The organism is Mycobacterium intermedium, from assembly GCF_002086275.1.
Lineage (GTDB): Bacteria > Actinomycetota > Actinomycetes > Mycobacteriales > Mycobacteriaceae > Mycobacterium > Mycobacterium intermedium.
The window spans coordinates 56251-74434 of sequence record NZ_MVHT01000010.1; the positions used below are offsets into that span (position 1 = coordinate 56251).

The 18184-nt window shown below is 63.6% G+C and carries 17 protein-coding genes; 12 read left to right on the forward strand and 5 right to left on the reverse strand.

The genetic code is table 11. The annotated features are described in order from the left end of the window. From BST27_RS06015 to BST27_RS06025, 3 genes are read right to left on the reverse strand one after another with little or no spacing between them, the layout of a single operon-like run. Window positions 1-1203: an acyl-CoA dehydrogenase family protein gene (locus tag BST27_RS06015; RefSeq protein WP_069420278.1), complete on the reverse strand. Its 1203-nt coding sequence runs from the start codon at window positions 1201-1203 to the stop codon at window positions 1-3. Continuing rightward, window positions 1200-2171 carry an acyl-CoA dehydrogenase family protein gene (locus BST27_RS06020; RefSeq protein WP_069420235.1) on the reverse strand — a complete coding sequence of 324 codons (972 nt, stop codon included), beginning with the start codon at window positions 2169-2171 and terminating at the stop codon, window positions 1200-1202. Before BST27_RS06020 ends, BST27_RS06015 begins: the two co-directional genes overlap by 4 nt. A 6-nt stretch (window positions 2172-2177) precedes the next feature. Next, the gene (locus tag BST27_RS06025) at window positions 2178-3371 is read right to left on the reverse strand and encodes an amidohydrolase family protein (protein WP_069420236.1); all 1194 of its coding nucleotides are present in this window, start codon (window positions 3369-3371) and stop codon (window positions 2178-2180) included. A 138-nt stretch (window positions 3372-3509) separates the two neighbouring features. On the opposite strand from BST27_RS06025, the gene BST27_RS06030 reads away from it, so the two are divergent. From BST27_RS06030 to BST27_RS06050, 5 genes are all read left to right on the forward strand, one after another. Further along, window positions 3510-4622, forward strand: a complete 1113-nt coding sequence (locus BST27_RS06030) for an acyl-CoA dehydrogenase family protein (protein WP_069420237.1) — start codon at window positions 3510-3512, stop codon at window positions 4620-4622. 10 nt (window positions 4623-4632) lie between these two features. Beyond that, window positions 4633-5541, forward strand: coding sequence for a TIGR03619 family F420-dependent LLM class oxidoreductase (locus tag BST27_RS06035; protein ID WP_069420238.1), 909 nt, complete (start codon window positions 4633-4635; stop codon window positions 5539-5541). 11 nt (window positions 5542-5552) lie between these two features. After that, window positions 5553-6176 (forward strand): cysteine hydrolase family protein, encoded by a 624-nt coding sequence (locus BST27_RS06040; protein WP_069420239.1) that lies wholly within the window; start codon window positions 5553-5555, stop codon window positions 6174-6176. A gap of 93 nt (window positions 6177-6269) precedes the next feature. After that, window positions 6270-7463: an amidohydrolase family protein gene (locus BST27_RS06045; RefSeq protein ID WP_069420240.1), complete on the forward strand. Its 1194-nt coding sequence runs from the start codon at window positions 6270-6272 to the stop codon at window positions 7461-7463. Beyond that, window positions 7460-7939, forward strand: a complete 480-nt coding sequence (locus BST27_RS06050) for a MaoC family dehydratase (RefSeq protein ID WP_069420241.1) — start codon at window positions 7460-7462, stop codon at window positions 7937-7939. The genes BST27_RS06045 and BST27_RS06050 overlap by 4 nt, the downstream gene beginning before the upstream one ends. Before the next feature lie 37 nt (window positions 7940-7976). On the opposite strand, the gene BST27_RS06055 is transcribed toward BST27_RS06050, so the two are convergent. Both BST27_RS06055 and BST27_RS06060 read right to left on the reverse strand, forming a co-directional pair. Then, a complete protein-coding gene (locus tag BST27_RS06055) occupies window positions 7977-10370 on the reverse strand; it encodes a CaiB/BaiF CoA transferase family protein (RefSeq protein WP_069420242.1) in 2394 nt (797 codons plus the stop codon). Beyond that, window positions 10367-11827, reverse strand: coding sequence for an aldehyde dehydrogenase family protein (locus tag BST27_RS06060; RefSeq protein ID WP_069420243.1), 1461 nt, complete (start codon window positions 11825-11827; stop codon window positions 10367-10369). The genes BST27_RS06055 and BST27_RS06060 overlap by 4 nt, the downstream gene beginning before the upstream one ends. A 251-nt stretch (window positions 11828-12078) precedes the next feature. Here BST27_RS06060 and BST27_RS06065 point away from each other — a divergent pair, with 251 nt between their 5' ends. From BST27_RS06065 to BST27_RS06095, 7 genes are read left to right on the forward strand one after another with little or no spacing between them, the layout of a single operon-like run. Then, window positions 12079-13251, forward strand: a complete 1173-nt coding sequence (locus BST27_RS06065) for a cytochrome P450 (RefSeq protein WP_069420280.1) — start codon at window positions 12079-12081, stop codon at window positions 13249-13251. Beyond that, window positions 13251-14438: an acyl-CoA dehydrogenase family protein gene (locus BST27_RS06070; RefSeq protein ID WP_069420244.1), complete on the forward strand. Its 1188-nt coding sequence runs from the start codon at window positions 13251-13253 to the stop codon at window positions 14436-14438. The genes BST27_RS06065 and BST27_RS06070 overlap by 1 nt, the downstream gene beginning before the upstream one ends. 14 nt (window positions 14439-14452) lie before the next feature. Beyond that, complete coding sequence (locus BST27_RS06075) at window positions 14453-15001, forward strand: MaoC family dehydratase (protein WP_069420245.1); 549 nt, start codon at window positions 14453-14455, stop codon at window positions 14999-15001. After that, on the forward strand, window positions 15001-15414 hold the full coding sequence (locus BST27_RS06080; RefSeq protein ID WP_069420246.1) for a Zn-ribbon domain-containing OB-fold protein: 414 nt from the start codon (window positions 15001-15003) through the stop codon (window positions 15412-15414). Before BST27_RS06075 ends, BST27_RS06080 begins: the two co-directional genes overlap by 1 nt. 27 nt (window positions 15415-15441) lie before the next feature. Next, the gene (locus tag BST27_RS06085; RefSeq protein ID WP_069420247.1) at window positions 15442-16551 is read left to right on the forward strand and encodes an acyl-CoA dehydrogenase family protein; all 1110 of its coding nucleotides are present in this window, start codon (window positions 15442-15444) and stop codon (window positions 16549-16551) included. Continuing rightward, window positions 16544-17008: a MaoC family dehydratase gene (locus BST27_RS06090; protein WP_069420248.1), complete on the forward strand. Its 465-nt coding sequence runs from the start codon at window positions 16544-16546 to the stop codon at window positions 17006-17008. Before BST27_RS06085 ends, BST27_RS06090 begins: the two co-directional genes overlap by 8 nt. Further along, window positions 17005-18183, forward strand: a complete 1179-nt coding sequence (locus BST27_RS06095) for a lipid-transfer protein (protein WP_069420249.1) — start codon at window positions 17005-17007, stop codon at window positions 18181-18183. The genes BST27_RS06090 and BST27_RS06095 overlap by 4 nt, the downstream gene beginning before the upstream one ends. Window position 18184 lies beyond the last annotated feature (1 nt).

An 18184-nucleotide genomic window follows, 5' to 3' on the forward strand; every position in this document is an offset into this window, starting at 1 on the left:
TCACCCGCTCGGTAACAGCAGCCGACGCTTCGCGAGGATGTTACGCATCATCTCCGAGCTTCCGCCGGAGATCGTATATGCCCGTGACCACAACCAGCATTCTCGCAGACGCTCTTTCGCCTGCCGTACGGCTGTGTCGGTAGAAGCGACATCCGCTGCGGCAGCTGCGAGTTCAGCACCATACACCGAAACCCGGTGGTAGGTCTCGGCGAAGCTCAGCTTGGCGATCGAGCCATCGCCCGGCATATCGGCACCGGCGATGAGACGTTCGACGTGGTCGTCGATAAACGACTTCGCCACCTCGACTTCGACGGTGAGTTCGGCGATGGTTTGTCGGATGTCGGGGTGCGTGAGCGCCGGGACGCCGTCGATGAGCGCATTACGGGCCACCGTCACAAGGTCGTCGATCAACAATTCGAGCAGGATGACATTGCCGCCGATACCGAAGCGTTCGAAGTCCAGACCAGCCATGATGATCGACCAGCCCTGTCCGATTTCGCCGACCAGGCTGTCCGCGTCGAGCACCACGCCGGTCAGGAACACCTCGTTGATTTCGATTGCATCCCCGATGCTGCGGATGGGACGAACCTCGACGCCGGCTGCCGACATCGGCACCGCGAATACCGAAAGGCCGTGGTGACGAGACGAAGTCGGATCAGTGCGGATGAGCGCCAACCCCATGTCGGCCCAGTGTCCGTCGGTGATCCATGTCTTCTGCCCGTCGATGACCCAGGTACCGTCGTCCTGCCGCACGCCGCGGGTGCGAACCGCGGCGATGTCGCTGCCCGCATTCGGCTCGCTCAACAACTGGCACCACACGTGCTCGCTCCGCCTGATCGGTGGCAGCAATCTGCGTCGTTGCTCTTCCGAGCCAAAGTGCAGCAGCACATGAGCGGCCAGATTGACCTGGTCGACGGGCCGCGGTGCGCGGGCACGCAGAATTTCCTCACTGACCACGCGGTCGTGCAGCGGATGGTGGTCGGCCGACCCGCCGTACTCGACAGGCCAGTCCGCGCCGACAAAGCCCGCGTCGAACAACCCGGCGAACCAGCGGCGAAGTTGGGCTTCCTGGTCCGCATCTTTCGGCGCTCGGTGGCCTTCGCGGGCTTCGATCGGCGGTGCATGCTGCGCAATGTGCGCTCTCACCCGCTCACGGAATGCCACCAACTCCTCCGCGGTTGGCCTACTGCCGAACGTGCTCACCAGCCGCACACCTTGGCCAGCAGCGCACGACTCGATCGCGCCGTGCCCACCAGTTGGCCGTTGGTGAAAGCGCGGCGCAACTCGTGGTGCAGCGGATACTCCCAGGTGAAGCCGATTCCACCGGATAGCTGCATGCATTCATCAATCGCTGCAGTAGCTTTCGCAGTAACGAATGCGTGGGCAACGGTCGTCAGCACGTTCGCCCTATCGTCGTGGGCGGCAAGCGCCCGCGCGGCCTTCATGACAATAGCCCGCGCCTTGACGACAAATACGAAGAGTTCCACCAGTCGGTGTTGTATCGCCTGGAAGCTCGCGACAGGCGCACCGAAAGCGGTGCGATCCTTGAGATATGCCGTCAGTCGCTCCAGCGTCGTGGATACGGCACCAACCGAATCGGCGGCGACGAGGAGCCGAGCCACCGCCATCAGCACCGCGGCCCGCTCAGCCGATCCGATCAGCACACTCGTGGCGTCGGCGAGATCGAGATTCCAGACCGGCCGGGTGACATCCAATAGATCCTCGTCTGGTCGCCGTTCCGCGACGGACGCGCCATCGACAAAGTGGATGCCGTTGTCCCGCAGCGCAACTACCAGGTTGACCGCGTCTCCGCGAACAACACGCACCGAGTCACCTACGGTGAGACCCGCGGTGGCGGCACCACTGATAAGCCTTGGCAGCCAGTGCTGTCTGATCTCGTCGGGTGCGGACGCGAGCGCCGCGGCCGCGACGGCAGTACCAAACCACGCCGATCGGTCCTGCGCCCGACCGAGTTCTTCAGCGACAACGCACGATTCGACCGGACGCCAGCCGGCGCCACCCAGCTGCTCGTCGACGAGCAGGCCCGTCCAGTCCATCGCTGCGAGGTCCTCGATGGATTCCTTCTCGCCCCTGCCTTCGAGAAAGGACCGCGCCGAGGCCCGTAGTAGCTCCAGATCGACATCGGCGTCGGCGGCGTCGTCGTTCGGCATGTGTCGTCAGGCTTGGCGCAGCAGCTGATCTGCGTTGTCGCGCATGATCCGCTTTTTGGCGGCGTCATCGAGCGGGTCGAGTAGTTTGACGAAATCCGCAGGTTCGGCCAGGCCCTCGGCGTGCGGGTAGTCCGAACCCATCAGCAGACATTCGTCGTAGCCGAGTCGGTCCACGATGGCCGGGATGTCGTCCTCGGGGTACGGGACCACGCCGACGTGGCGGCGGAAGATCTGCGACGGACGCTCGGTCAGTTTCCCGCCGATCCACGGACCGTTGCGCCCCATGCCGCGGCTCTTGTCCATGTGAATGACGAACTGGGGCACCCATTCCGCGCCGTGCTCGGCGACAAGAACCTTCAGTCCGGGGAACCGCCCGAATAGGTTGTCGAAGATGAGGGCCGAAAGCGTGTCTTCGATCGGACGCTGCCCGTAGATGTTCATCCACTGCCAGGCCGACATGTGCCACGCGGCGGGGTCAGGGTTGTGCCCCCACGCCGGCGAGATCGCATTGAAATACCAGAACGGCTGGATGTGGAAGACCAGGGTGCAACCGGCTTCCTGCAACCGCGCGTAGATGGGGTCGAAGTATGGGTCGCCCGGTGACCGCCCATATGCGGGGCCGGTGGGTAGCAGCACCAGTCGTGCACCCTGCTCGATGATCGCTTCGGTCTCTTTGATCGACAATTCCAGATCTCGCAGGGACAGCAGGGCGGTGGCGTAGAGCCGCTCCTCGTAGTTGAAGCCCCACGTCTCGTCGAACCAGCGGTTGAACGACCGTAGGTTGGCATACAGAGCCTCGGTGTCGTCGACGTAGTGTTCGGCGGCCAACGCCATACCTGCGGGGAAGATGACCGCACGTTCGACGTTCTGCTGTGCCATCACCTTCAGCCTGGGTTCACGCTCCAGGTATTCCGGCTGCATCGGCTGAGGCTCATAGGTTTCCTCCGGATTGCCCGACCCCATCTGCTTGAGCATCTCTTTGAGCGAGCCCGGCCGGTAGGCCAGGTCAAAGCCCAACCCTGCCTCGCTGTTGAAGGTGGCGATCCGGTGGCCGGCAAGGATGACTTCCTTGCCGTCTGCGCCGACGACGGGCGCGATCGCGCGGTCGTGAAATTCTTTGGGCAGGTACCGGGTGAACGCGTCACGGGTCTCGTAGCAGTGGGTGTCGCAGTCAAATATCCCGTAGTCGAGTTTCGTCACCGCGTCGCTCCTCCATGCGAGAATGGTTATTCTCTCTTTTAGAGAACATACTATCCTGATCCGACTCGACCTATCTCGGGCCTGTGTTGGGCCCGATATGCCCGGGCAGGGCACTGGTGCCGGTATTGGAGGCTGCGCGTGGCGAAGAGTGAGGTCGACGAACTCCGCGATGCTGTGCGCGAATTCCTCGCGGAGACGTCACCCTCCGAGACGGTGCGTGCGCTGATGGCGACCGACACCGGCTTCGACGCCACGTCCTGGCGCAAGTTGGCCGGCGAATTGGGACTGACCGGCATCGCGGTGCCCGAAACCTGGGGCGGAGCGGGCGCGGGCATGACCGAACTTGCAGTGGTTTTCGAAGAAATGGGCGCCGCTCTGTTGTGCGCACCCTTCTTCTCCACCGTTGCGCTGGCCATTCCGGCGCTTCTGGCCAGCGGCGACCAATCCGCCATCGAAAGCTTTGTTCCCGGCTTGGTCGACGGGTCCTGCACCGCGACGCTGATCCTGAATGACCAACTCGGACCGTGGAATCCGGATGACGTCGCCCTGCGCGCAGAGCGCGACGGAACGCGCTACCTCATCCATGGGTCGGCCCGGCAGGTGCTCGATGGGCACACCGCCGACATCATCCTGGCCGCTGCCCACACCGAAGCCGGAATCTCGCTGTTTGCGGTCCGCGCGGACGCGGAGGGACTGCGTCGAACGCCATTGGCCGGCCTTGACCGCACCCGCAAAGTCGCGCGCGTCGAGTTCGACTGCGTCGCCGCACAGCAGATCGGAACGCCCGGTGACGCCGCGGACTACTTGGCCCGCACCTCGGACACGGCGATCGTCGCACTGGCGTCCGAGCAGGTCGGTGCGGGGCAACGCTGCCTCGACATGGCCGTCGACTACGCCAAGAACCGCATCCAGTTCGGCCGGGCGATTGGCAGTTTCCAAGCCATCAAACATCGGTGCGCAGACATGCTGGTGCTGATCGAAGGGGCGCGGTCGGCCGCATCTCACGCGGCCGACGTGGCCGACACCGGCGAATTACCGACCGCGGCGTCGGTGGCGAAAATGGTGTGCTCGGAGGCCTTTCTCCAAATCGCCCTGGACAACATGCGCATCCACGGTGGCATCGGGTTCACCTGGGAACACGACGCTCATCTCTATGTGCGCCGCGCCAAAGCCACCCAACTGATGTTCGGAACCCCGGACTATCACGCACAGCGCTTGGCCGACCTCGTTGCGACTTCGTCTCAGTACTGAAAGGACTTAGGTGACCATCTCGTTCTCCCTCGAATTGCCGACCCACCGTGTGGAGGCGGTAAACGAGTTCGTCTCCGCCGAGGCCATTGCCGAGATCGCACGGGCGGCCGAGACCGGCGGCTTTGCCGCCGTGCACGTCACAGACCATCCCGCGCCAGACGCCAAGTGGCTCGACCATGGGGGCCACCACGCCCTCGATCCCTTCGTCGCACTCGCCTTCGCTGCGGCTGCCACCACCGAGGTCAAGTTGCTGACCAACGTCTACATCGCGGCGTACCGCAACCCGTTTCTCGGTGCCAAGTCGATCCAAAGCCTGGCCGCGCTGTCCAATGGTCGGCTCATCCTAGGGACGGCGGCCGGCTATCTGAAGCCCGAATTCAAAGCGCTCGGAATTGATTTCGACAATCGCGGGGCTCTGCTCGACGAGGCTCTGGACGTGCTGGACAAGGTGTTCACCGGCGCGGACATCGCCTACGAAGGCACGTCGTTCAACGCTCGCGGCGTCCGCCTGCGTCCACTGCCCCCGAACCCACCCCCGGTGTGGATCGGTGGCAACAGCAAACCGGCCATCCGGCGCGCGGTATCGCGCGCGCAGGGGTGGGCACCGTTCAACACCTTCGGTTACGCCACGGCGTCCCGTACCGCAGAGATCTCCACACTCGAAGAATTGGCCACCGCAATTGACTGGGCCAGGAAATATGCGGCGCAGATCGGGCGAACCGCCCCGCTCGATATCTGCTTTTCGGCGGGGAACTTGCTGGCAGACAACAAGTCCAGCGACGAGCGCCACGACACCATCAAGAGACTCGAGGCGGCCGGCGTCACGTGGCTCACCATCGCACCGCCGGGTTCGGACCGCGCCGAGCTGATCGAGCGTTCCGAAGCCTTCGCCAAAGAGTTCGTAACCGGCACCCGATAACGTATATTCTCATGCCCCAACCGACTCTGTCCGACCTACTCGATCCCGCCACCACTGCGTTAGTGACGCAGGAATGTCAGGGCGGTGTCATCGGGCCGCAAGCCGGCCTGCCGATGCTCGCCGAAGAGGCCCGCCGCGAAGCGATTCCGAACATCGCCAAACTCCTCGATGCCGCGCGCGCCGCCGGCGTAACGGTCGTGCACTGCCTGATCCAGCGGCGCCCCGACGGCCGCGGGTCCAACACCAATGCGCGACTGTTCGCAGCAAGCAAGTCGTTTGGCGCCGACTTGACGCCCGGCAGTCCGGGCGCCTCGGTGCTGCCCGAGTTCGGTCCGCTCGAGTCCGACCTCGTTCTGACTCGCACGCACGGAGTGGGACCCATGTGCGGCACCGATCTCGATTCGGTACTGCGCAACCTCAACATCAAAACCATTGTCGGTGTGGGTGTTTCGGTCAATATCGCGATCCCGAACTTCGTCATGGATGCGGTGAACCGCAGCTATCAGTTCGTCCTGCCCCGCGATGCGGTGAGTGGATATCCGCGGGAGTACGCCGATTCCGTCATCGACAACACCTTGGCCCTGCTGGCGACGATCACCACGACCAGTGCGGTCGTTGACACCTGGGCCGGTTGACCTGACGCTACCCAATCTGGATGCCGTGCCGCCGGAGTGATAACGTCGTTCTCAACTGGCGTAAATGATCATATTCGCTGCTCAGGAGGAATCATGTCGGCCCGTTCATTGCCGTACCCGGTTTTCGATATCGACAACCACATGTACGAGACGACGGACGCGCTCACGAAGTATCTGCCGAAGGAGCACCGCGGCAAGGTCGGCTACGTGGAGGTCAACGGGCGGCCCAAACTCATGGTCAAGGACCGGATCAGCCACATGATCCCCAACCCCACGTTCGCACGCGTGGCCAGGCCCGGCAGTGCCGAGGACTACTTCCTGGGGAACAACCCCGAAGGTCTCAATTTCCGCGAGTTCGTCGGCGAGGCAATGGATGTCATTCCTGCCTTCCAGGAGCCCGCCCCGCGGCTGGAGCTGATGGACGAGCTAGGCATCGACCAGTGCGTCATGTACCCCACCCTGGCCAGCCTGATCGAAGAGCGGACCACCGACGACGTCGTGCTCACCCACGCGATCATCCACGCGCTCAACGAGTGGATGCACGAGCACTGGACGTTCGACTACAAGGATCGGATCTTCGCGACACCGGTCATCTGCCTGCCCCTGGTGGACGAGGCCATCAGGGAGTTCCACTGGGGCCTCGAACGCGGCATGAAGACATTCCTGGTCCGACCGGCGCCGGTGCCCAGCCGCTTCGGCGGCTCACGTTCCATGGGCCTGCCGGAGTTCGACCCGTTCTGGGAAGAGGTCGTCAACGCCGGTATACCGGTCACCATGCACGCCTCCGACAGCGGTTACCAAAAGCACCTCATGGAGTGGGAAGGCGGCGATGAATATCTGTCGTTCAAGCCCAGTGCGTTGCGTGAAGTGGTCATGGGCCACCGAGCGATCGAGGACACGCTGGCGGCGCTGATCTGCCATGGCGCGCTGTCGCGCTTCCCCGATCTCAAGATTCTTTGCGTCGAAAACGGCAGCGGGTGGGTACGAAACCTCCTCGAGCAACTCAACATGGCGTACAAGATCATGCCGAAAGAGTTCGACGAGCATCCCGTCGAGGTGTTCAAGCGCAACATCTACATCCACCCGTTCTTGGAGGACGACATCAAGGGAATCATCGACATCATGGGTGAGGATCACGTGATGTTCGGCTCCGACTATCCGCATCCCGAGGGCATCGGCGACCCGCTGAGCTTTGTCGACAGGCTTGACGGCATTTCGGAATCCGCCAAAGCGAAGATCATGGGAGGCAACGCCATCGAGCAATTGCGGCTCAAGGTCTCCGTATGACGCAGGCGGCGACCGCGACTCCGAAGGTTTACGACGGCATTGCCGCCTTCGAGGCGCATGTCGGCGAACACCTCGGTTACAGCGCTTGGCGGCGAGTGACCCAACACGAAATCGACCTCTTCGCGGAGGCGACCGGTGACCACCAGTGGATACATGTCGATCCCGAGAAGGCGGCGGCTGGGCCCTACGGCAAAACCATCGCCCACGGCTATCTGACTTTGTCGTTGGTTCCCATTCTGGTGCAGCAGATTTACCGGGTGACGGGCCTGTCGATGCAAGTCAACTACGGCTCCGACAAACTGCGGTTTCCCGCACCGGTTCCGGTCGACTCCCGGATCCGTGCGGGGGCGGAGTTGCTTCGAGTGGAACGCAACGACAAAGGCGCCCGGGCCACCGTGCGCGTCACGGTCGAAGTCGAGGGATCCGACCGGCCGGCGTGCGTCGTCGAGACCATTGCGGCAATGGTCGAGGCCTGACGCCCACCCCGGCCCGCTGACCCGACCCGCCGAGCGGCTAAGCGTTGAGCAAGCGCTCACCGATGACGCGTTGCTCACGCAACGCCGCGATCTCATCAGCGGATAGCCCAAGTGCATCAAGCACGTCGGCGTTGTGCTGGCCCAGCGTCGGGGACGGTGTCCTGTGGTGTGCCGTCGGCCCGGGCGAAATGCGAAACGGCCAGCCCGGGAACCGATGGTGACCCGTGATCGGGTGCTCCAAATCCTGGTAGAACCCACGCGCCTCAAGTTGCTCGATGTCATACATGCGGTCGGATGCGAGTATTCGAGCGGCGGGCACCTTTCGCTGGACAAGTGCCGCGACCACCTCATCCGGGGCTAAGGTGGCGGTCCACTCGGTGACCACCGCGTCGAATGCGTCGTGGTTGGCCAGCCGGGCATCCGGGGTTGCGAATCGCGGGTCGTCGCTTAGCTCATCGCGTTTCATGGCGCCGACCAGACCCGCCCAATCCGTGTCGTCGCGTATTGACACCGCGACCCACTCGTCGGTGACGCTGGTCGGGTACACACCTTGGGTGTAATCGCGGTGCCGATTGCCTTGGCGCGGCGAAACTTTCCCCGTCAGTGAGTATTCGATCAACGGCTCGGCCGCCACCGCGGCTCCCACCTCCACTTGCGCGACCTCGATCAGCTGTCCTTCGCCGGTACGTTCCCTGTGTTGGAGGGCGGCGAGCAAGGCGATGCAGCCATGCACACCCGCAATGGGGTCGGCGGGTCCCTGCAGATTGCATGGCGGACCGTCTGGATATCCGGTCACGGACGCCATTCCCGACACCTGTTCGATGTTGAGCGCCCAGCCCACGTAATCGCGCCACGGCCCCTCCAGGCCGAATCCCGGCATCCGCACCATGATCACGTCGGGATTGATCTTGATCAGGGAGTCGTAGTCCAACCCGAACTGCTCTACCACCCGAGGCGAGAAGTTCTCGACCACCACGTCGGCTTCGGCTGCCAACCGCAGCGCCAGTTCGCGGCCGACGGCCGAACTGAGATCCAGCGTGATATCGCGCTTGTTGAGATTCGTCGCCTGCCACAACGGCCCACGCTCGTACCAGTCATCGCCTTCGCGCAGCAGCGAACCCGAGTACCGGTGACCGTCGGGACGCTGGATGGACTCGACCTTGATCACATCGGCCCCGAAGGCACCCAGATAGCAGGTCAGATAGGCGCCTGCCCAAAATGTGCTCAGGTCGAACACCTTCAGCCCCGAGAACGGCAGCGCAGCATCGGTGGCGGTACCAGTTGGACTTGGAGTCGCACGCTCCCCCCACGTGGCCGGCCCTTCACTTCCCAGTAACGGAGCACGAACCGGTGGGGGCACGGGCGTATTCGACAGCCGGAACGCCGGGCCTGGCCGGGAGAATCGCCATCCGTCGTCGCCTACTTCGACGAAGAAACCCCGCTCGGCGTACTGCGGGCAATCCATGATCGTCTCGCCATCGCTCACCGGCGCAGCCGGGATCCGCATGGCCTGGCTCAATTCCACCAGGTCCGCCACGTTCATCGAATCGAAGAACGGCTGGGCCTTGGCAAAGAATTCATCCCGCTCCGGCCCACCCAACATGACCGCGATTTGGAGGTCGCCGAATTCCGGCAACCCGACCATCGCGCACACGTCGAGCCAATGCTGGCCCGTAAGACAGTTGATCCCAATCCAGCCGTCTGCGGCACGCACGATGCCCAGCATCGGAGCCGCCTTGGAATTGGTCGGCAGGCCAAGGCTTTTCAAACGAGCAGCCATCAGCATGGGATAGGGCAGCGTGGACAGCAGCGACTCGAACGACGAGACATCGACCTCGACGACTTCGTTGGCCGCACCGGCGGTTCGCAGGGCGGTCAGCGCACCCAGCGCGGCGTAGCCTCCGACAACGTATTCGGGGATCCGGGCGCCGGCCTGTACCGGTTTGCGCCCCGGTTCCCGCAGGTTGACCCAGCCCGATGCCGCCTGCAACGTCAGCGAAGTCGTCGGTTGGTCCCGCAGCGGCCCCTGCTGCCCAAAGTCCGAGATTCGCACGGCCACCAAGCGCGGGTTGATCCGCGATAAGGAGTCGTGGTCCAGGCCGTAGTCCGAACGCTCAGGTACCCCGGCGGGCAGGTTCTCGACCAGCAGGTCCGCCCCGGCGATCAATTCCTGGACCTTCGTCAGATTGGCCGGCTGCGCCAGATCCAGTGCGGCCCCGCGCTTCCCGGCGTTGAGGTATTCGAACAGCCCACTGCGCCGCGGATCCGGCCGACCGGACGGAAACGGCCCCCAGCTGCGCAATGGATCGCCAGCCAACGGCTCAATCTTGTACACGTCGGCGCCGAGGTCGACCAGCAGCTTCGTGCAGTAGGGTCCCGCGATCTCGGTTGCCAGTTCGACGACGCGCAAGCCTGCCAGCGGCCGATTCATGCGGGCACCCCGATAGCCTTGGGCTCCATGTAAGCCCGCAACCCCATGACGCCACCCTCGCGACCGATGCCGCTCTGCTTGAAACCTCCGAACGGCGCGTCCCCTGGAATGGTCCCGTTGATCGATACCTGACCGGTCCTGATCCGACGCGCAATGGCCAACGCGCGATCCACGTCAGCGCCCCACACGGCGCCGCCCAACCCATAGGGCGAGTTGTTGGCGACGGACACGGCCTCGTCGTCATCGCGGTAACGCAACACGGTCAGCACCGGACCGAACACCTCCTCCTGCGCGATATACGCGTCGGCCGGCACGTCGGTCAGTATGGTCGGCTCGAAGTAGAAGCCGCTGCTCAGGTCCTTCGGACGGGCTCCGCCGGTAACCACTGTGGCACCGTCGGCTTCGGCGCGGCTGACGAAACGCTCGACGCGCTCCAAGTGTTCGCGGGTGATCAACGGTCCCATTGTGACCGCGGGATCGACGGGGTCGCCGATCACCACATTGCGTGCCAGTTCGGCGAGTCGACCGACCACATCGTCGTGAATCGACTCGGGCAGGAGCAGCCGACTGTTGAGGATGCACGCCTGACCCGCATGCATGGTGCATCCTTCGAACAACAACCGCTGCAGCAGGTCTTCGTTGAGGTCGACGTCGGGTAGCAAAATGCTTGCCGACTTACCGCCGCATTCGAGCAGGACGCGCTTCATCGTGCCGGCTGCGCCGGCCATGACGTCGCGGCCGACGGCCGAGCTACCGGTAAAGCTGACCATGTCCACCCGCGGGTCGAGGGTCAACAACCTGCTGGCCTCGATGCCCGTCGGAGTGACCACGTTGACGACGCCGGGCGGGATGTCGGTGTCCTCATGAATGATTCGCGCCAACGCGAGGCCGGCCAGCGGGGTCAAGGGCGACGGCTTGAGCACCAGCGTGTTGCCTGCCGCCAGCGCCGCACCCAGCTTCATCACGTTGAGGGTGTGCGGAAAATTCCAGGGTGTCATCGCCGCCACCACACCGAGCGGTTCATAGCGCAATAGCGTGGTACCGGCCGCTCCCCAGGCATCCATCGGAGCTTCGGCGGGTTCCATCGCAAGCTCAGCGGCGTGCCCGACCATGAACGCCGGCCCTTCGACGTGAATCAGCCGCTCATTGGCCGAGCAACCCCATTCCGCCTGCGCCAGGGCATATATTTCCTCTGCCCTGGCCAGCAGGGCGTCGCTGAGTTGCTGCAGGCAACGCGCGCGTTCCGCCGGTGCGGCCGCGGGCCAAGGACCGGTGTCGAAGGCGTGCCGCGCCGCGTCGATCGCCCGCTCAACCTCGGCCACGTCCGCGTCCGGGGCGGTGCCAATCACCTCTTCCGTCGCGGGGTTGATGACGTCGTAGCGTCCACTGTCTCCATCGACCCACTGTCCAGCGATGTAGTGGCCGTATCTGTCGACCAGGGAGCGCGAGCCTGCCACCCGTTGCCTGCCTTCCGTTAGATTGAGAACGAATCGAGAACAGACATATCCAAACTGTGTGTACACCGGCACCAAGACCGCGTCAACGTGCAACGATGGTATTTCAGGCTTAATCGTTCACGATTGACAGGCCTGCCCGACGTCCGGTAGACACCTTGCAAACGGACATTTTCGTCCTATCTGTCCGGCAAGCCTAAATCCGAACGGTAGGCCTCCAAGGAAGGCGCGCGTTGCCCACCACGACAGCCCCTCTGCATTCGCCGGACTTCTACGCCGGCGATCCGTACCCGACCTATCGCGAACTCCGTAACACCACGCCGGTGGTATGGAACGACGTCACCAACTTCTGGGCCTTGTTGAAGTACGAGGACGTCCGGTTCGTTTCGGGCCACCCGCACCTGTTTTCGTCGACCAAAGGCATAAGCATTCCGGACCCGGCTCTGCCCACCCCGGTCCAGGAAGGCAACCTGATCTTCACCGACCCGCCCCGCCACCGGCAGCTCCGCAAACTCATCAACTCCGGCTTCACCCGCCGCCAGGTGACATTGCTCGAACCCAAGGTGCGCGAAATCGTGCGGGGCATCCTCGATGGCATCGACTCGTCACGCGAGTACGAGTTCGCCGACGAGATCGCCGCGCCGTTGCCGACCCGGATGATCGCCGAACTGCTCGGCGCTCCCCCGGAGGATTGGGAGCGGTTCCGCGTCTGGTCTGATGCGGCGGTGGGCACGGCCGATCCCGAGATCGAGATGGACCACCTGGTGGCGCTCGGCGAGCTCTACGAATACTTCACCAAACTCATTGCGGCACGGCGGTCGGGAGAGGTCAGCGGACAGGACGACTTGCTGAGCATCCTGGCGGCGGCCGAGGTCGACGGTGAACGCCTCAGCGATGAGGATCTGCTTAACTTCTCATTCCTCTTGCTGGTGGCGGGTAACGAGACCACCCGCAACCTCATCGCATTGGGCACCTTGGCGCTGATCGATCACCCCGACCAATTCGCTTTGCTTCGATCCGATCCTGCGTTGCTGCCCAGCGCAGTCGAGGAGATGCTGCGGTACACCAGTCCCGTCACCCACATGGCGCGATGTGCGACCGAGGACGTGGAAATACGTGGTCAGCAGATCAAAGCGGGGGATACCGTCGTCATGCTCTACGGCGCAGCCAATCGTGACGAGGAGATCTTCGGGCCCACCAGTGAAGAATTCGATATCACCCGTAACCCCAACCCGCACATCGCTTTCGGAGCCGGCGAACATGCCTGCCTGGGAGCACAACTCGCGCGCCTGGAAGCAAGGGTGATGTTCGAGGTGCTGCTGGGTGCCTATCCGAGCATCGAGCTGACCGGTGACGTGACTCGCCTTCGCGCCACCATGGTGCCCGGGGTGAAGCGCATGCCGATTCGCTTAGGGACGGGCGCTTGATGGATTTTGACTACACACCGGAGCAAGAACGACTGCGACTGGATTACCGGAGGCGCCTGGAAGCGGTGATGACCCCGGAGCGCCGAGCGGCTGTGGCGGGGCAGTTGGAAGGCGGCGCGGCGGTGGCCGAGTGCCGACGAGCGCTCGGCGACGCGGGGTTGCTCGGCGTCGCTTGGCCGGTCGAATACGGTGGCGGCGGATTGACCCCGTTGGAGCAGTACATCTTCGCCGAAGAAGCCCGGCGGGTGAACGCGCCGCTACCGATGATCACCCTGAATACCGTGGGCCCCACGCTGATCCAGTACGGCACCGACGAGCAGAAGAACAAATTCCTTCCCGCGATCCTCAAGGGCACCGTGGATTTCGCCATCGGCTATTCGGAGCCGGGTGCGGGCAGCGACCTGGCTTCGCTGCGCACCACGGCGGTGCGCGACGGCGATGAGTTCGTCATCAATGGATCCAAGATGTTCACCAGCGGCGCCGAGTTCGCCGACTACATCTGGCTGGCCGCGCGAACCGACCCAACTGTCAAGAAGCACAAAGGAATTACGCTGTTCATCGTGCCGACCGATGCGCCGGGGTTTTCCTGGAAGCCACTACGCACGATGCCGGGAGTGTCGACGTACTACACGTTCTACGACGACGTCCGAGTCCCGGAGAGCGCCATTGTGCTGGGCGAAAACCAGGGCTGGAAGCTGGTGACGAACCAGCTGAACTTGGAACGTGCGGCGTTGGGCAACCTCGGCGCGCTGGAGCCGTTGTTCCACAAGACCCTCGACTGGGCAAAGACCACACCGCTCGACGACGGCATGGTGATCGATCAGCCCTGGGTGCAGCAGGCACTGGCCCGGGTAGAGGCCCAGGTTGCCGCATATCGGCTGCTGAACCTACGGGTGAACGCAACTATGAGTTCCGGTCCCCTCGGCATGGGCCAGGCTTCGGCGGCCAAGGTGTTCGGCACCGAATTGACCCAACAAGTGGCCCGAGAGTTGCTTGACATAGTGGGCCAACCCGGTGTCCGCAAGGGCTCGGCGGCTCCCCTCAAGGGTGAACTGGAGAGCGCTTACCGCTTGGCCGTGATCAACACCTTCGGCGGCGGGGCCAACGAATTGCAGCGCGACATCATCGCGATGGCCGGCCTCTTGATGCCGCGCGCACCTCGGGACATGCGTGCCAGCTCATCCTGAAAGGAAGTTCGACCGTGACTGAGATAACCAAAGAGGAACTGCGGCAACGCCTCGACGCTCTCATCGGCCAGCCGATCAGTTCCGGACAGCCCGCCAAGGCGCCGGATCCGGTTAATCCGGCGATGATTCGGCATTGGGCGTATGCGCTCGATGACCTGAACCCGGCGTATCTGGACCCGGAATTCGCCGCGTCATCCCGCTACGGTGCCGTTGTCTCGCCGCCGGTGATGTTGCAGTCCTGGACGATGGCGCCGCCGAAGCTCGCCGGTATCCACGAACGCGGCGGAGTTCCGGTGGAAATCAAGAACAATCCGCTGCAGTTCCTTGCCGACGCCGGTTACACCGGCACCATCGCGACCAACTCGGAGTTCGAGATCGAGCGGTACCCCCGGGTTGGCGACGAGATCACTGCCGAAACCGTATATGAAACGATCTCGGACGAAAAGAAAACAGCGATGGGCAACGGCTTCTTCGTCACCTGGATCACGACCTACCGTGATCAGAACGGTGAAGTCCTCGGCCGGCAACGATTCCGCACCCTACGATTCAAGACGGGAAGCTGATGGCCAGTCGCCTTGCGCCCACGATAAGCCCGGACACCGAGTTCTTCTGGTCGGCTCTGACCGAACACAAGCTACTCATCCAGCGGTGCGCGGACTGCGGCACGCTGCGGGTTCCGCCACGCCCGATGTGCGGGAACTGCCAGTCCTTGAAATGGGATCCCATCGAATCATCGGGCCGCGGAACGGTGTACAGCTTCGTGATGCCAAAGTATCCACCGCTGCCGTTCATCCAGTACCCCTACGTTGTCGCACTCATCGAACTCGACGAGGGGGTACGCATCGTCTCCAACCTCTGCGATATCGACCCGGAGGCGATCGAGGTCGGCATGCCCGTCGAAGTCTTCTACGAAAAGTTCGAAGCCATCCCCAGCGGCAAAGAACTAGTGCTCCATCAATTCCGGCCCGCCCGCTGACCAGCAGCAGCGAAACATCGAGCAAACATGGACTTCTCCTTTACCGAAGAACAAGAGACCGTGGGCAAGGTGGCCCGCCAACTGTTCGAGCACCGCGCCACGCCGGAACACCTCACCAACCTGGAATCACGCGACACTCGGTACGACCCCGACCTCTGGGGTGAACTGGCCTCCTCGGATCTACTCGGAATCGCATTACCGGAATCGGTCGGCGGTAGCGGCGGCAGCTTCCTGGAACTCGGCGTCCTACTCTCCGAGGTCGGTTGGAGCGTCGCGCCGGTGCCCGTCTACCCGACACTGGTCTTGGGTGCGGACACCATTGCGCGACACGGTGATTCGGACTTGCAACAGCAATATCTGCCCGGAGTGGTAAACGGCAGCACGATCTTGACAGGCGCGCTCACCGAACCGGGCAACTCCGATCCATCCAGCCCGCGCACCGTTGCCCGCGCCGATGCCGACAAGTGGCGGATTGACGGCGCCAAGGACCTCGTACCCGCCGCGCAACTTGCGGCGGCAATCGTCGTCTCCGCTCAAACCGACGACGGCCCAGGCCTGTTCGTCGTCGATACGACCAGCGACGGCGTCGACGTCCGCCCCGTGCGCACCACCAACGCGGATCCGCATGCCGATGTCGAATTCACCGGCGCCCAAGGACGTCGCCTCGACACCGACGGCGCAGCCGCCGTCGAAGCCCTCTACACCAGGGCACTCGTCGGGTTGTGCGCCATCCAGGTCGGCGTCACCGAGCGGGCACTCAAGCTCGCCGCGTCCTACACCAGCCAACGCGAACAGTTCGGCCGTCCGATCGGCTCATTCCAGGCCGTTCAACAACGACTGGCCGACGCCTTCATCGATGTGGAGGCGATTCGATGGACCACCTGGCACGCCGCGTGGCTGATCGCCAAGGGCCGATCGGCAACGCGCGAGGCCGGGATCGCGAAGTTCTGGGCCGCTGAGGCCGGCGCACGCGTCGTCGCGTCGGCACAGCAGGTACACGGGGGCATCGGAATCGATGTCACCTATCCGCTGCACCGATATTTCCTGTGGGCCAAACAGAACGAGCTCGCACTGGGATCGGCCTCGCAGCAACTAGCTCGCCTGGGCGCCGCATACCGAAAGGAAGCACATGACTGACCGCGCTGTTGGCACCGTCGACCGCACCCGCACACTCGCATGGAACGCCGTGCAGGTGGGCGACGAAGTCACTCCGTTGGAAGTTCCGGTGACCACCACGCTGATTGTCGCCGGCGCTATCGCGTCGCGGGACTACATGCCGGTCCACCATGACCGCGACTTCGCCAATTCCCAAGGCTCGAAGGACATTTTCCTCAACATCCTGACGACCAACGGCCTGTGCGTGAAATTCCTGAACGACTGGGCGGGCCCCGAGGCGATGATCAAGAAGCTCTCCATTCGCCTTGGCGTTCCCGCCTACCCGAACGATCCATTGCGTTTCACCGGAAGCGTCACGGGCAAGTCGACCGCGAATGGCGAAGGCCTGGTCGAAGTTTCCTTCAGAAGCACCAACAGCCTTGGTGATCACGCGACCGGAACAGCAGTACTGAGTCTGCTCGAAGGCGTGGATGCATGACGACTGCCAACCGGGGTATTGGCGGCAAGACCGCGTTGGTCGGGATCGGCCAAACCGAATTCTCCAAGGAATCGGGCCGAAGCGAGATGCAACTGGCCTGCGAAGCGGTCAAAGCCGCTGTCGACGACGCCGGGCTGCGGCCGAGCGACATCGACGGCATGGTCACTTTCTCCGTCGACGACAACGAAGAGATCGAGGTCGCGCGCAATGTCGGCATCAAGGACCTGACGTTCTTCACCAGGGTGCCGCACGGTGGCGGAGCTGCGGCGGGCACGGTGCTGCAGGCCGCCATGGCGGTCGCGACGGGAGTCGCCGAGGCGGTGGTGTGTTACCGAGCGTTCAACGAGCGCTCCGGGCTTCGGTTCGGCGGAGCGGGACGCCAGCCCGGGGTGACTCCGTTGTGGATGGCGCCCTACGCGCCGTTCGGGTTCATGACGCCCGCCGCCTGGGTTGCGCTGCACGCACAGCGTTACATGACGACATACGGTGTCACCAATGCCGATTTCGGCAAGATAGCCGTCATCGACCGTAAGCACGCCGCCAACAACCCCGATGCCTGGTTCTACGGCAAGCCGATAACCCTTGAGCAACACCAAAACTCGCGCTGGATCATCGAACCGGTGCTCAGACTGCTGGACTGCTGCCAGGAAAGTGATGGTGGCGTTGCGCTCGTTGTCACCAGTGTCGAACGCGCACGCGACCTCGCCAAGTCTCCCGCCGTCATCACTGCGGCAGCACAGGGCGCGGCCTACGACGGCGAGGTGATGACAAGTTATTACCGCGACGACATCACCGGGTTGCCGGAGATGGGTGTCGTCGGCAACAAGCTATGGCGCGACTCCGGCCTCAAACCGCGGGACATTTCCACCGCGTTTCTCTACGACCATTTCACGCCGTTCGTCTTCACCCAACTCGAGGAGTTGGGTTTCTGCGGTCGTGGCGAAGCCAAGGATTTCGTCTCGGTCGACGAGTTGTCGATCGGGGGTCGCATGCCGATCAACACCAACGGCGGGTTGCTCGGCGAGGCGTATATCCACGGCATGAACGGAATCACGGAGGGCGTTCGTCAAATCCGGGGTACGTCGTACAACCAGGTGGACAATGTGGAGCATGTGCTCGTCACGTCGGGCACCGGCGTGCCGACCAGCGGTCTAATTCTGGCCCCCGACCACTGAG